This window comes from Rufibacter glacialis, from assembly GCF_008271745.1.
Classification (GTDB): Bacteria; Bacteroidota; Bacteroidia; order Cytophagales; family Hymenobacteraceae; genus Nibribacter; species Nibribacter glacialis.
Window position 1 is genome coordinate 472,342 of the sequence record NZ_VKKZ01000020.1, and the last position, 14,416, is coordinate 486,757.

The following is a 14,416-nucleotide window of genomic DNA, read 5'->3' on the forward strand; positions in this document are numbered from 1 at the left end:
AAAGGTTTTTAGCGTATTTTTACTTTAGAATCCGGCTGGCTAAACTTTCAAGCCAGAAAGCCTGTTCCAGTTATACCAAATTAAGGCACGCATGGATACGAAAACAACCCAAGGAGTCACTGTCAACGTCACGACAAATTACCTCCCTGACTATTCCAGTCCGGCTCAGCAACACTTTGTCTTCGCTTACAAAATCACCATCCAGAACAACAGCGAATTTACGGTAAAGTTATTACGCCGCCACTGGCATATCTATGATTCCAACAACGAAATACGCGAGGTAGAGGGCGAGGGCGTAGTAGGCCAGCAACCCGTGCTGGAACCCGGCGAGAGCCACCAGTACGTGTCGGGCTGTAACCTAAAAACCAGTATTGGTAAAATGGCTGGTACTTACTTGATGGAACGGTTGGTAGACGGCCGGCAATTCCACGTGACCATTCCTGAGTTCACACTCATCATTCCCTATAAACTCAATTAATCCCGCTTCTGGCTTTGCAACACGCCGCCATGATCTACAGGTACGCCTCCTTCTGGTGGCGTTCAGGGAATGCCCATGGCTTGCATTCTCCTTTTGTCTTCAACCTATATTGCCACATCATTCACCACCAAGGGCATTTTGCGGCGTATGATGCGGTAGAAAATCTTCGGGAGAAGTTATTGGAGGATCACACGGTGCTGGAGGTGACTGACTTTGGGGCTGGCTCCCACGCCGGCGCTACTAAAAAGCGGAAAGTCTCCGACATTGCCCGCACCGCCGCCAAACCCGCCCGATTGGGCCAATTGCTTTTCAGGCTGGCCAACCACTTTCAACCCAACACCGTGCTGGAGTTAGGCACTTCCCTGGGTTTGACCACCGGTTATCTGGGACTCGCCCGCCAGACGGCTGCTTTGTACACCTTTGAAGGGTGCCCTGCCATTGCGGCCCAAGCCCGGAAGAATCTGACCTCTCTAGGCTTGAAGCAGGTGCAATTAATAGAAGGAAACCTGGACCAGACCCTATCCCAAACCTTGACGCGCCTGGAGAAGGTGGATTTTGTGTTCTTTGACGGAAACCACCGTCTGGAGCCTACCCTTAGGTACTTTGAACAATGCCTGGCCAAGGCCCATGAAGGCAGCGTCTTTGTCTTTGATGATATTTACTGGTCTGGTGAAATGGCGCAGGCCTGGAAAAAAATAAAGCAGCACCCGCAGGTTCTGCTCACCGTTGACCTTTTCTATATGGGCCTGGTCTTCTTCCGGACAAACCAACCAAAACAGCACTTCACCCTCAGGTTCTAAGCTCTTCCGAAAGATGAACCATATAAAACATTTGAGGCCTGCTTTTACAAAAGCAGGCCTCAAATGTTTTAAGACTCAAACCTAATCGCTTCCCTGATTCTGAGTAGCCTTCTCATCAGGCTTTCCAGCTGGTTCAGCGGGAGCATATTGGCGCCATCTGAGCGGGCCGATTTTGGATCTGGATGGGTTTCAATAAACAATCCGTCGGCCCCTACCGCAATGGCGGCTTTGGCAATGGTTTCAATCAAAGCCGGGCGTCCGCCGGTCACCCCGGAGGATTGGTTGGGTTGCTGCAGCGAATGTGTCACGTCCATGACTACCGGTACCTGGTTCTCCCGCATGATGGGCAGGTTCCGGAAATCCACCACCAGGTCAGAATACCCGAAGGAGTTTCCGCGGTCGGTCAGAATCACGTTGTGGTTCCCTGATTCCTTCACTTTCTCCACCGCAAACCGCATAGATTCCCCAGACAAAAACTGGCCTTTCTTGATGTTCACCACCTTGCCCGTCTGCGCTGCCGCAATTAATAAGTCGGTTTGGCGGCACAGGAAAGCCGGGATCTGGAGTACATCTACGTACTCGGCGGCCATAGCGGCTTCATGCGCCTCATGGATGTCGGTGACGGTGGGTGCACCGAAGGTGTGGCTCACCTTGGCCAGGATCTTGAGTGCTTTCTCGTCTCCAATGCCGGTGAAAGAGTCTTTCCTGGATCTGTTGGCTTTCCGGTACGAGCCCTTGAAAATCAACGGAATATGCAGGCGATCAGAAATCCGGACCAACTCCTGGGCTATTTCCAGCGCCATGTCTTCTCCTTCAATGGCGCAAGGCCCGGCCATGAGAAAGAAGTTACCGGAAGAAGTATGCTGTAATTTAGGGATGTCGATGTTCATGTTTCAGAGGTTAAATCAAAGTTGAGAATGCGAAAAGGCTATTTACAAGATGGTGCCCTTTTGATGAACCCGGTGGGGAAAGTTCCGTTTCACGGGCCTTCCTCCGGTAGCCCGGCGTCAAAATCAATCCTGGCGTTCAAGGCCTAAAAGTACAGAATTCTACGCGATAAACTGTGGCCTTTCGCGCCGTTCCAACTCTATGAATAGCTCCCTCCCCTGCCGGGGAGAGATAGAGTTACGGCAAGGCTCGAAGACGTTGAACTGGAAATAAGGCTCAAAATACGCCTGGTATTCCAGGGCCGTTCCACCAAACGGGGGCCCTTCCGCCGCAAACTCCTCTGAAAAAAGAACGCCCGCCAATTTACCACCTGGTTTCAGGATCATGTGCATCTGGCGGGCGTAGGCGGGGCGCATTTCGCGGGGTAAGGCACAAAAGAAAGTCTGCTCCAATACCAGATCATACTGGTTAGGCGTTAAAGAGAAAAAATCCTGCTGCAGAAGCTGGCCCTGGGGAAATGCCGGTACCCGCTCCTTGAGATTACGCAATGGGGCCGCTGCAAAATCAAGCAGATGCAGCCGATGGAAACCCTTCCGGAACAGGTACTCGGCCTCATGCCCGTTCCCGCCCCCTGGCACCAGAACCTGCAGATCCTGGTTGGGCAGTTGATCTATATAGGCTTTTAGGGGTGGGGTAATGGTGCCCACATCCCACTCTGTGCGGTTCTGCCGGTACCGGTGCTCCCAATACTCCTCGTCTAAACTGGCTTTTTCACTCATAGACTCAAGTAACTATTTTACCCCGTAATTTGCAAAGGCTAGATAGAACCGTATTTTTGTAAGAATAGGTATTGTCCAAAACAACACTAACCACCCCACATTCCGCCATGGCGACCGAAACACCCGAAAAGGATAGCAACCGAAAATTATTAGTTGTAGGCCTTATCATTGTGCTGCTCAGCATCAACGGTATTCTCATCTACATGCAACAGCAGAAAACCCAGGAGAGCGAGGAGCAGAAAGAGATCATCAAGGTGAAAAGCACCGAGTTGGAAAACCAGATCAAAGTATTTGAGACTCTGAAAGCCGACTACGAACGCCAGAAAGCGGAATTGGGCGCCATGGGCCTAACCAACGACTCCCTGGAAACCCGCATTGCTGCGATCAACGCGGACCTGGCCCAACTAAGGGCTTTCCGGAACAGCTCTTTCACGGTGGCTGACCAGCGCAGGTTCCAGCAGCGCGCCCAGAACCTGGAACTCGCCCTCCGGAAGAAAGACGAAGAAGTAGCCAAGCTGCAGGAAAACAACGAAGAACTCTTCACCGAAGTCACCGGCCTGAAAACCACCCAAAACAAGTTATCTGATTCCATTACCTCCCTGGCCACGAACAACAAGGAACTGGAGGCCAAAGTAAACTTGGCGTCTAAACTGGAGGCCCAGAACATTGCCGTGACCATCATCAACCCCAAAGGAAAAGAAAAAGAGGACTCAGAGGAAGAATACAAAGCTAAAAAGGTAGACAAAATCAAGCTTTCCTTCAAGCTAGGCAAGAATGAGGTGGCCGCCAAAGAAAACAAAGAGATTCTCATGCGCCTGATTGAGCCCGACGGAGCAGCGGTCTACAACCTGGCTACCGGCTCGGGCACCTTTGAGTTTGAGGGGAAAGAGCAGTTCTACACCGCCAAGCGCGACATCATCTTTGACAACACGCAGCAACAGGTTTCCTTTATCTACTCCAAAGGGGCGCCTTTCAAAACCGGGAAACACCTGGTGGAAATCTACTCAGACGGCTTCCTGATCGGTACCACCTCCTTTACCCTGAAATAACCGAATTACCTTTCCTTCCCAAAAAAGAGCCCCGAAACGTGTAATACGTTTCGGGGCTCTTTTTTGGGAAGGAGTGATTGAATGATTGAGAGATTGAAGGAATGATGGATGGAGTGAGTGGGAGAATTAATGATTGAGAGAATAAAGGATTGAATGGATGAGTGGGAGAAAGATGACAGTCTATTAATGGAGAGAGAAATGTTTTAGGCCAACTTTCATAAAAACATGGCTTAAACTAGTTATTGGTTGGCACCCAAGAAAGCCTACCCTCCTCTCACTTACTACCCTCTCTCCTTCAAATCGTTCGCTCAACTTTTACTTCTTCATTCTCTGATTTACTTAATTTTCGCATTCATTCTCCCAATCATTCAATCTCTCAATCAATCAACCATCACCCTTCGGTCTTGGATTACCTTGAAATTCTCAATCATTTTGATCGCCTCCGGTATGTCTTCAGAGAAAATGGTGATAAAGGAATTCCGCTCGGCGTGCTCCAGGGCATAGGCAATGGCCACCATTTCCTGGCCAATCACTTTGTAGGGCTTCCGCGGATCTTCCAGTTCAATGCCTTCAATGATCTTCTGGTAAATCTCATCGGCTGACCGGCCCCGGAGGTCTTTGTCTGACCGGATGATGATCTCGTCAAACATCTGCGCCGCCATTCTGCCTAATTCCACGAAATCCTCGTCACGGCGGTCTCCTACGCCCGCCACAATCCCTACCCGCTTACGGGCATCTACATTCTGCAGGAAATCTGCGATGCCTTTCATGCCTGCCGGGTTGTGCGCGTAATCTACCAGTACCTCAAAAGTAGGGAACTTGTACAGGTTCATTCTTCCTGGGGTCTTGGAAGCTGAGGGCACAAAGGTGCGCAATGCTGTTTTGATCTCAGAAATCTCAAACCGGGAAATATACCCAGCCAGGGTAGCGGCTAAAACGTTCTCAATGTTAAACTTAGCACGGCCCCCAAAGGTCAGCGGAATATCTGCCACCCGGTCTACCCGTATTTTGTAGGTGTTCTTGAAAATGGAAATGAAGCCGTTCTCAAAAACAGCCGCTAAACCTCCCTTGGCCACATGCTTCAAGATGCGGGGGTTGTTTTCATCCATGCTGAAGAAGGCCACTTTGCATTCCACCTCCTTGGCCATCTGGTAGACATTGTCATCATCTGCGTTCAGGATAGCATACCCGTCTTTGCTCACGCTCTTGGGCACCACTGCTTTCACGCGGGCCATGTCTTCCAGGGTATAGATGTCCCGGAGGCCCATGTGGTCTTCAGCTACGTTGGTCACAATGCCGATGTCACACTGCCGGAAGCCCAGCCCAGCGCGTAACATGCCTCCGCGAGCACACTCCAGCACCGCAAAATTCACGGTAGGGTCGCGTAACACGAACTCGGCGCTTTTGGAACCGGTGGTATCTCCTTTCTCCAGCAGTTTGTCCTGGATGTAGATACCGTCTGTGGTGGTGAAGCCTACCTGGTAGCCGCAGGATTTCACCATGTGCGCGATTAGGCGGGTGGTGGTGGTTTTACCGTTGGTACCCGTGACAGCGATGATAGGGATACGGGAGGGACAGTTATCCGGGAAGAGCATTTCTACCACGGGCTCGGCCACGTTGCGGGGTAGCCCTTCGGTAGGCGCCACGTGCATCCTGAAACCTGGCGCGGCATTCACCTCAATCACGGCACCACGGGCCTCCGGCAGGGGAATGGCGATGTCTGAGGTCACTACGTCAATGCCACAGATGTCTAAGCCTATGGTGCCGGCAATGCGCTCTGCCATCAAGACGTTGTACGGGTCAATCAGGTCGGTCACGTCGGTGGCGGTACCACCGGTGGAAAGGTTGGCGGTACTCTTCAGGAACAGCTCCTCACCTGCGGCCAATACGGTGTCCAGGGTGTACCCTTTCTTCTCTAAAATACCGGTGGAATCTTTATCAATCGCGATCCGGGTGAGCACTTTTTCGTGCCCTACCCCCCGGCGGGGATCGCTGTTCACTTTGTCTACCAGTTGCTGCACGGTAGAGGTACCATCGCCAATGACCATGGCCGGGGTACGCTTGGCCGCGGCAATGAACTTCTTGTTCACCACCAGCAGCCTAAAGTCATAGCCTTCTATGAACTGCTCCACAATCACCGCCTCTGAGTACTTCTGGGCCATCTCAAACCCGGCCGCGGCTTCTTCCCAGGTTTTGAGGTTGATGCCAGCCCCTTTGCCGTGGTTCCCGTCCAGTGGTTTGGTCACAATGGGGTAGCCCAGGTAATCGATCGCTTCTTTGAGTTCGTCCAGGGTATACACGGTTTCGCCTTCCGGCACGGGTACCCCGGCCTCATGCAGCATTTCCTTTGTGTTGTTCTTGTCACCGGCAATCTCTACGGCAAAGGCAGCGGTACGGCACGTCATGGTGGCCTGAATGCGCTTTTGATGTACGCCGTAGCCTAACTGGATCAGGGAGCTTTTGTTGAGCCGGATATAAGGGATGCCGCGGGCCACGGCTTCAGACACTATGGAATAGGTACTGGGGCCAATATGTTCGTCTTCCCGTATCTCGTGCAGTTCAGCTACGTCTGGCGCAATGTCATAGGCTTGGTTCTGGGCCAAGGCTGTGGTGGCCCTGATGGCGGCATGCGCGGCGTATTCACCGGCTTTTTCTTCCTGATACGAGAAAACTACATAGTCAAAGTCTGGTTGGGGGGCAGGATATGACCGGCCGAAGCCCGACTCCATACCGCCCAGGGTTTGCAGTTCCAGGGCCACATGTTCTACTACATTACTCAAGGAAACCCCTTCTTCCCGCACCCGTTTCAGATAGCCGCCTTCCTGCCCTTCTGTGCTCCGGTGAACCAACATGCCGGGGAACATCTGTTCTAAGCGGTCAGCAAAACCAGGGATCTGCGTGGTCAGCAGACCTGCAAATTCCTCCATGTCTAGTTTGAGCACTACAATTTTAGGGTGTTTCACAGACCAATAGTTTGGTCCACGCATAATGCGTAATTCTGCGATTTTCATAGAAATAGAATCCAGTTAGGATGCAGGTGTATATGGTATTGGTTAAAAAACTTCCAGGCAATAGGTATCTCCCTTGCCCAACAGGTGTACCTTCAAATCTCTTATGGTCACAGGAACTCCTTCCTCTACCTCATATATGTTGGTGTGGGTGCTGCCCCGCCCGTCTACCAAGACCACCAGGCCGCTGCCAATCACCTCTATCTCATTTCCTTTTTTCACCACCACCCCGGTGTCTTCCTCCAGGCCAATGCCAATGAAAGAGGGGTTGGTGGCAATCATCTGCGCCATTCTCACTATACGACCCCGTGAGATAAAATGGGTATCTATGGCTACGTCATTGAGCAGTTCCAGGCCTGCCGTGATACTGACAGACCCTTTGATGAAGCCCCCACCGTTCATGCCCTGGTAAATCATTTGCGTGGACATGGCTGCTGCCCCCGCACTGGTGCCTGCCACAACCAGGGAATCCTGGTAGTAGCGTTCTTTGATCAACCGGATAAACTCGGTTCCGCCCAGCAGGGAGGTAAGCCGAAGCTGGTCTCCGCCGGTAAACAGGATACCGGCTGCTTTCCGTACTAATTCCAGGAACTCAGGGTTACAGGCATCTTCCCGAGACCGGATATCCAGCACCTTCACCTGGGGAACCTTCAGTTTCTTGAACACCTCTACGTACGACTTGCCCACTTCTTCAGGAATGGAAGAAGCCGTAGGGATTACCAGGACCAGCGGCTTTTGCCCGCTCAACTCGTTTACAAACCGTTCCAGGATCTCGGTCTTCTCAAAATTCAGGTTTTCAGCATTGGCACGATCTTCTTCCGGGTCATCCCCTTTGTTCTCACTGCCTCCTATGGCGATGAGCGTTCCTTTGGGGATTTTGTACTCAATGGCGGCCCGGGGTGCAGCCTCTTCGCCCAACTTCCTATGTACTGTTTTTTTGGTCATGGCACTATTACTGGGGGACGCAAATGAATTGACAAGCGGAACAATTCTTAATACAAACCAATTAGGCTGATATTTAAGGGAATACCCTTCAAGTTTATTTCTTCCAATTGGTGCTTCGGAATACGGAAATCTGCCTTAAAAGATTAGGATATTTACATATAGAGGATTTACCGTAAATAATTTGCGGCAAGTACTTAGTACGGGTAAGCCATCTTCTTCTTATCTGTCAAAAAAAACTTAAAAAGCCGCTTTTATTGCCAATATAAAATAAAGCAGGTGGTGTGACCAAGCTGAATTGTGAAATTTAAAAATTTTCCTCTTCTTATAATACAGTCTATTTCTTAACAAATTGGTCTACAATTAATTAAGTATAATTCAGGTATGCCACCCGTTTTTTACAGGTGTATTACTTTCTAAATCAAAAGATATACTCTTTTTAACCAGCAGGAAATACTAATCAATTGGCTGGAATTCCCTCTAGAAAGAAATTTAAATTGCGTGAAAATAGGCAGTTTCTTCCTTACTAATTAAGGATCAGGCTATTATCGTTTAAGGGCTTGTTTAGGGAAAGAAGGGGGAAATAGGGAGGGCTTTGTTAGAGGGGCGTTTCAGGAAAAACAGGGGCAAAACAAAAAAGCCTGCTTAAAATAAGCAGGCTTTTTCCGGGAGAGGTAACGAGCGGATTCGAACCGCTGTACGAGCTTTTGCAGAGCTCTGCCTAGCCACTCGGCCACGTTACCGTGTTTCGGAGTGCAAATATAGCCAGGATCTATTACGATCACAATTTTAAAGCAACTATTTCTTTAAAGCGCATAAAAAAAGAGCCTCTTTGCAGAGGCTCTTTCTCTAAATCAGGTAGTTACCTACCTAAAAATTATTCAGCTGACTCAGTGGTTTCCGCCTCAGGAGCATCAGTAGATTTGTCAGCGCGGGCTTTGGCAGCCGCGGCTAATTTCTTCTCACCGGCTTCTTTCTCGTTTTCCATCATTTGGTCTTTCAAAGCAGAAAGAGCATCAAGATCACCTAAGGTAGAACGAACTTCGTCTTTCTTAGGGGCAGCAGGAGCGGCAGCTTTGGCTGAACCAGCGGCAGCAGGGGCATCTTTCTTCTCAAATTTCTTACGCTTGGCGTCTTCTGGCTGGGCAGTGTGAACCGCAGTGTGCGACAAGATAATCTTACGGTCATCTTTAGAGAACTCCGTTACTTTGAAGTCTAATTGCTCACCAGCTTCCACGGCTGAACCATCTTCTTTGGCCAGACCTTTAGGGAACGCGAAACCTTCAATACCGTAAGGCAGTTCCAGCGTGGCACCACGGTCAGATTTCTCCAACACCGTTGCTTTGTGCGTAGATCCTACGTTGAATACGGTAGCGAATGTATCCCATGGGTTCTCTTCTAGTTGCTTGTGACCAAGGGCCAGACGACGGGCAGAAGCATCAAGCTCCAGAACCACTACGTCTAATCTGTCACCAACTTTCACGAACTCAGATGGGTGCTTGATTTTCTTAGTCCAAGACAAGTCAGATACGTGTACCAGACCATCTACGCCTTCTTCCAGCTCAATGAACAAACCAAAGTTTGTCAGGTTACGCACCACACCAGTGTGGGTAGTTCCAACGGCATACTTCGTCAATACATCTTCCTTGGTCCAAGGATCTTCGGTCAACTGCTTAATGCCCAGAGACATTTTGCGGTCGTTACGGTCCATGGTCAACACAACGGCCTCAATCTCATCACCTTGTTTGATGAAGTCTTGTGGGTTGCGCAGGTGCTGAGACCATGACATTTCTGACACGTGGATCAAGCCTTCTACGCCTGGCATCAGTTCTAAGAACGCACCGTAATCGGCTACGTTCACGATCTTGCCTTTCACGCGTGAACCAACTTCCACCTCGGCAGGAAGAGCATCCCAAGGGTGAGCCGTCAACTGCTTCATGCCCAAAGAAATACGCTTCTTGTCGTCGTCGAAATCCAGAACTACCACGTTTACTTTCTGGTCTAGCTCCAACACCTCTTGCGGGTGGTTGATGCGGCCCCATGAAATATCTGTGATGTGCAACAGACCATCCACGCCACCAAGGTCGATGAATACACCGAAGTTGGTCATGTTTTTGATCACCCCTTCCAGAACCTGACCTTTTTCAAGGTTGTTCAGGATAGCGGCGCGCTGCTGCTCAAGGTCTTTCTCGATCAACACCTTGTGCGATACTACTACGTTATCAAAAGCGGCGTTGATTTTCACCACTTTCACTTCCATCTTACGACCAACATAGATGTCGAAGTCGCGGATAGGTTTCACGTCGATTTGTGAACCTGGTAAGAAGGCTTCTACGCCGTAAAGGTCTGTGATCAGACCACCTTTGGTTCTGCGTTTCACTACACCTTCCAGTACAGTGTCGTTCTCCAAAGCGCCGTAGATCATTTCCCACGCTTTCACGATTTTGGCTTTCTTGCGAGACAGGATCAACTGACCGTTCGGGTCTTCCTGGTCTTCAATGAACACCTCTACCTCATCACCGATTTTCAGGTCCGGCATGTCGCGGAATTCTGAAACAGGCACTAACCCATCAGATTTGAATCCGATGTTCAGGATAACGTCGCGATCAGTGATACCAACAACGGTACCTTTGATCACTTCCTCTTCCTGAACGGTGTTCAGGGTGTCGGCGTACATTTGCTCCAGTTCGGCTCTCTGCGCAGCAGAGTAGCTTCCACCGAAACCCTGAGACTCAAACTGGTCCCAGTTAAAATCATCTACATTTGCCATATTGCTATGTTGGTTCACAAAATATAACGGCTAGGCACAGAACCACTTACCTCTCCGTAGCTTCTTTTACATACCCGTTTTCCACTGCGGAAACCGGGGCATTCACCTTGAACGCGGCGCGAAGGTACAAATATTTACGGAAACTTCTTTTCCAGACCCTTTAAAAAATCCATGATCTTCCTGATAATCAACCAGGTGGTCAGGGTATGAAAGCAGGTAAGGGTTTTGGGGCTATTTTAAACAAAACAGCCCCTAAACCCTTACCTGCTAAAGAGTCCTTTTGCTACTTATTGGCTTTGACCTGCCGGAGCACTTCCTGTTCTTTTTCAGGAAGGAAAGTGATTAGGATCACCCCGTTTTTGCCTTGTTCTTGGTACCTTTTTTCCGCCTCGGCATCTTTCAGGACCTCTATTGATTTGATCCACTGGGGATTGACAAGTGCAATCTTTTCTTTGCTGACCGCCACTTCCCCAGTCTGCGTTTTGACCAGGTACAAGGGCACCGGCAAGGCCACCCCTGTTCCTCCGTCAAGATTAGTGTCCCTTGCCGTTTCAGAGGAAGCTTTCTGTTTTTTCAGGAGTTGGAGGTAGGCCTGTTCGTGCGCTGGTTCCAGTTCTATTAAAACCACCCCATGCTTCCCGTGGGCCCCAAATTGTTCCACCGCCGGTGTGTCCTTCAGCACCGAGACCGACTTTACCCATTCTTGCTTTAACTCCTGCAAAGCCGCTTGATTGATTGGCACGTTGGCTGAATCTGTCTTAAGCAAGTAAAGGGGCTGGGAAGAAGAAATGGTCTTAACCGCATACGTCTTTTCCCCTAGTCCTTTCTTTTTAGGCAGCAGGTCTTGTGCACTTAAATTAAAAGGCAGCAACGTCACTACCGCCAAGGCAACACTATATAAAAGAGGTTTATTCATATTCATACATTTAAATTCAGATGTCAGGCCCGGGCCCGTTCTCCCAGGAAAGGAATCCACGCATGGTCAGATTCCTGGATGCTTTCCCGGAGGAACCATACCAGGGACGGCTTGAACGGTTTAGAGGCGGGTTTCATGGAAACCTCCTCCGGCGTGCGGTCGCCTTTAATGGAATTGCAGCGGGCGCAGGCGGTGATGAGGTTGTACCAGGAGCTCTCGCCCCCGCGCGACCGGGGCAGCAGGTGGTCAAGGGTGAGGTTTCTGGTGGAGCCGCAGTATTGGCAACGGTTGCGGTCACGGCGCATGATGTTCTGGCGGGTGAGGGAGATGCCTTTATAAGGCACGCGCACGTACCGGTGCAGCCGGATCACCAGGGGCCGGGGGTACGACTGCCGTACGGTCCGCAGTACGTTTATCTGATCTTCTGCTATCATTTCTGCCTTTTGCAGGTACAGCAAGACAAACGCCTTGTGCAGGCTGCACGCGGCAATAGCGGAGTAGTCTTGATTAAGTAAAAGCACCTTCTCATTCATACGAATTCCTGCTCAGTAAATCCTAAGGTAAGTTACGTAAAAAAACTTTACCACAGATTTTACTAACTGATTTTCAGGGCTTCGTGTTTCAGTGATTAGTCTGGCAGGAGGCGTTTGATGATGCGCAGTTTATGGGAATAGCGCTTGGTGTCGCGGTTGTAGATGCCGTGGTGGTCCAGCTGGTCAATACGCACCTCGCCGGAGGCATGGATGATCCGCTGGTCTTCCAGCACAATGCCTACGTGGATGATGCGGCCTTCGTCGTTGTCAAAGAACGCCACGTCGCCGGGGCGGGTCTGGCTCACGAAATGCACCTCTTGCCCGTGCTCCACCTGCTGGTAGGCATCCCGGCGCAGCTGGTAGCCGCAAACCCCGTACACCTGCTGCACAAAACCAGAGCAGTCAATGCCGAAGATGGATTTACCGCCCCACACGTAGGGCGCCCGCAGGAACTGGAGGGCAATCTTCTGCAGGAAATTCTCGCGGTAGGGCAAGCCGGGATTGGAGGCCCGGCCATTGTAGAGCAGGCGCTCCTCCCCTACCCGTATGCTCATGCCGTCAAAGAAAGGCAAGACGCTGCCAAACCCGATGGGCGTCACGGTATTTCCGCAGGTCACGGTTTGCACCAAATCCATGGAACGGGCGTGTTGGGCCCCGCGCCATTCCTGGAAATACGTTTCTGACACCGGGAAATGCTGCTTTACGTCCATCCACCCCTCGTAGTCATCGGCGGCGTTTCTGACCTGGACCCATTTTTCCTGGGTCTGGAGCACCTCATAGCATTCGCCAAACACCAGCTGGGTGGTTTGTTCACTTTTGTCAGAAGGCTCGCGGCGCACCGGCACCAGGCTCAATTTGCAAATCCCGAAGTTCAAGGTTTTAATGTGCTAATTTGAAAATGTGCTGATGTGGTAATGTGCTAATGTGGCAATTAGGAAATTTGGAGATATGGGAATTTGGAGATGTGGTAATGTCAAATGACAAGCCCAATCTCCCCATTTTTGTCATCCTGAAAGGATCTTGTGGGCGAACTAGATAGGCCAATGTATATTAGAACTACTGTTCACCTCGCTATAACCTTTTAAACAGCACAAGAAAGAAGTTCCCCAGGTACTCCCAACCGCCCAAGTACCTTTTTCCTAATTCTTAATTCTTAATTCTTAATTCCTAATTCCTAATTAAGTTAAAACCGTTCGCGGGCCATTTCGCGTTTCACGTCGCGTTCTTTGATGTCTTCGCGTTTGTCAAACAGTTTCTTTCCTTTGGCCAGAGCGATTTCCACTTTGGCAAAGCCGCGGTCTGAGATGAAAAGCCTGGTGGGAATGATGGTCACGCCTTGCTCCTGGATGCCTTCTTTCAGATTCTTCAGTTCGCGCTTGTTCAGCAGGAGTTTGCGGTCCCGGGTGGGTTCGTGGTTGTAGTGGGTGCCCTCAGTATATTTGGAGATGGTAACCTGGTGCAGGAACAACTCGGTGCCATGGAAGGTGCAGTACCCGTCTGAGAGGTTCACGTTGCCTTCCCTGATGGATTTGATCTCAGTGCCGCGCAGCATGATGCCGGCGGTGTATTTGTCTAGAAACTGATACTCATAAGACGCCCGCCGGTTTGAGATGTGTACCGTTTTCTGCAGCCTGTCTTTCTCTCTTGATTTCGCCATTTAGTTTCTACTGTTCGTCAAAAGTCGGTGGATCTTCTCTTTTTTCAAAATTTTTTGTCCCGTTTGCCCGGTGGCCACCAGGCGGGGGCCCACGGTTACGGTGAGGGTGCAGCGCAACTCATGGCCCTGCAGCGTGTCAAAGGTAGCTTCAATGTGCAGCTGTTCGCCCACAAAGGCGGGGCCCAGGTGGTCAATGTGGAGCATGGTGCCAATGCCCTCCTCGTCGGTTTCCTTCATCTCCAGCACAAACAGCCTAGAGGCCCATTCCATGGCCTGCGCTAGCGCGAAGGTGGAGCACACCGGGTGCACCAGCCCAGTCTCAAAACGGGCCAGGTCCTCTTCGGTTACTGTTTTCAGGTACACTTTGGTGTCTTTTTCCTGGAAGGGGTTCTGCATGGGGTTGGTTGGGAGGCTTTTTCCTAAAAGTACAACCTAAACCGGTAGTATCCTTAGTTGCTTAACCTAATAAGGAAAAGCAGACCTAAGGTTAAATGGTGTTTCAAAGCTCTTTTCTTGAAATCACAGGAAAAACAGCCTTTGCTTCACCCTTCCTCCCAAAGGGTGAGGGTAAACTTAACAGGTCTCTAACATAGAAA

13 protein-coding genes and 1 tRNA gene are annotated in these 14,416 nt (G+C 50.4%); 3 read left to right on the plus strand and 11 right to left on the minus strand.

Translation table 11 applies throughout. The annotated features are described in order from the left end of the window. Positions 1–91 precede the first annotated feature (91 nt). On the plus strand, positions 92–478 hold the full coding sequence (gene apaG / locus FOE74_RS10225) for a Co2+/Mg2+ efflux protein ApaG (RefSeq protein ID WP_149098498.1): 387 nt from the start codon (positions 92–94) through the stop codon (positions 476–478). Between the two features lie 29 nt (positions 479–507). Then, complete coding sequence (locus FOE74_RS10230; protein ID WP_149098499.1) at positions 508–1,278, plus strand: O-methyltransferase; 771 nt, start codon at positions 508–510, stop codon at positions 1,276–1,278. 68 nt (positions 1,279–1,346) lie between these two features. Here FOE74_RS10230 and kdsA read toward each other — a convergent pair whose 3' ends face one another. Both kdsA and FOE74_RS10240 read right to left on the minus strand, forming a co-directional pair. Further along, the gene (gene kdsA, locus FOE74_RS10235; protein ID WP_149098500.1) at positions 1,347–2,168 is read right to left on the minus strand and encodes a 3-deoxy-8-phosphooctulonate synthase; all 822 of its coding nucleotides are present in this window, start codon (positions 2,166–2,168) and stop codon (positions 1,347–1,349) included. Between the two features lie 159 nt (positions 2,169–2,327). Next, positions 2,328–2,945, minus strand: coding sequence for a methyltransferase (locus FOE74_RS10240; RefSeq protein ID WP_149098501.1), 618 nt, complete (start codon positions 2,943–2,945; stop codon positions 2,328–2,330). Positions 2,946–3,052: 107 nt separating this feature from the next. Between FOE74_RS10240 and FOE74_RS10245 the strand changes: the two genes are divergently transcribed. Then, positions 3,053–3,994 (plus strand): hypothetical protein, encoded by a 942-nt coding sequence (locus FOE74_RS10245; RefSeq protein WP_149098502.1) that lies wholly within the window; start codon positions 3,053–3,055, stop codon positions 3,992–3,994. Between the two features lie 380 nt (positions 3,995–4,374). Here FOE74_RS10245 and cphA read toward each other — a convergent pair whose 3' ends face one another. From cphA to FOE74_RS10290, 9 genes are all read right to left on the minus strand, one after another. Further along, positions 4,375–7,005, minus strand: a complete 2,631-nt coding sequence (gene cphA, locus FOE74_RS10250) for a cyanophycin synthetase (protein ID WP_149098503.1) — start codon at positions 7,003–7,005, stop codon at positions 4,375–4,377. A 42-nt stretch (positions 7,006–7,047) separates the two neighbouring features. Then, entirely contained in the window at positions 7,048–7,947 is a 900-nt protein-coding gene (locus tag FOE74_RS10255) for a cyanophycinase (RefSeq protein WP_149098504.1), read from the minus strand. 669 nt (positions 7,948–8,616) lie between these two features. Beyond that, positions 8,617–8,687, minus strand: a tRNA-Cys gene (locus tag FOE74_RS10260). Positions 8,688–8,821: 134 nt separating this feature from the next. Then, entirely contained in the window at positions 8,822–10,714 is a 1,893-nt protein-coding gene (gene rpsA / locus FOE74_RS10265; protein WP_149098505.1) for a 30S ribosomal protein S1, read from the minus strand. Positions 10,715–10,997: 283 nt separating this feature from the next. Beyond that, entirely contained in the window at positions 10,998–11,690 is a 693-nt protein-coding gene (locus tag FOE74_RS10270) for a hypothetical protein (RefSeq protein WP_188686576.1), read from the minus strand. Further along, positions 11,654–12,163, minus strand: a complete 510-nt coding sequence (locus FOE74_RS10275) for an HNH endonuclease (RefSeq protein ID WP_149098507.1) — start codon at positions 12,161–12,163, stop codon at positions 11,654–11,656. Before FOE74_RS10275 ends, FOE74_RS10270 begins: the two co-directional genes overlap by 37 nt. Before the next feature lie 95 nt (positions 12,164–12,258). Next, positions 12,259–13,038, minus strand: a complete 780-nt coding sequence (locus tag FOE74_RS10280) for a C40 family peptidase (RefSeq protein WP_225840766.1) — start codon at positions 13,036–13,038, stop codon at positions 12,259–12,261. 308 nt (positions 13,039–13,346) lie between these two features. Continuing rightward, positions 13,347–13,820, minus strand: coding sequence for an SsrA-binding protein SmpB (gene smpB, locus FOE74_RS10285; protein ID WP_149098508.1), 474 nt, complete (start codon positions 13,818–13,820; stop codon positions 13,347–13,349). After that, positions 13,821–14,216, minus strand: coding sequence for a thioesterase family protein (locus tag FOE74_RS10290; RefSeq protein ID WP_149098509.1), 396 nt, complete (start codon positions 14,214–14,216; stop codon positions 13,821–13,823). Between the last annotated feature and the right edge of the window lie 200 nt (positions 14,217–14,416).